The 574-nt window shown below is 74.9% G+C and carries 1 pseudogene; it reads left to right on the top strand.

Annotation, left to right across the window (positions count from 1 at the left end):
- Positions 1-574 (top strand): annotated as a pseudogene (locus AC2W7C_RS18835) (heparinase); the annotation flags it as partial.

Raw genomic sequence — 574 nt, 5'->3', positions numbered from 1 at the left:
TCCGCACCCCGGTCAAGGCCGCGGGCGGCCAGCACCGGCCCCGCCCTGTGGCCCGCCATCGCCGGCCGCCTGGCCACCCGCCAGATGTGGGTCGAACTCTATGGCCTGCCCGGCTACACCCTGACGCTGAAGGGACGCACGGCCCAGGGCTTCGCCTCGACGCCCCGCGACTTCCGCCCCGTCGATCCGACGCCCGGCAAGGGCGTGCTGTCCGGCCGCTTCACCCTGGCCGGCTCCAGCCTGGAGATCGTTCCCGGCGAGGACCCCTTCAACCGCCCCAGTCCGACCCGCGCCTTCGCCATCGATCTGCACGCCTTCGCCTGGCTGCCGTCGCTGATGCTGCAGGGCGAGCGCGGCGCGCGCGAGGCCCTGCGGTTGACCCTGGCCTGGGCCGAGGTCTTCGCCCGCTGGTCGCCCTTCGCCTGGGACCCGGAGATCCTGGCCCGCCGCGCCTTCAATCTGGCCTGCGCCGCCCGCCGCATGGGCCAGGTCGCCACCGAGGCCGAACGGCTGAAGCTGGCCGACGTGATCGGCCGCCAGGCGCGCCAGCTGCTGCGTCCCCCCGGGGGTATCG

Source organism: Brevundimonas sp. CURTG3B2_SDJG (assembly GCF_057364705.1).
This window is presented reverse-complemented; position numbering and strand designations above follow the sequence as displayed.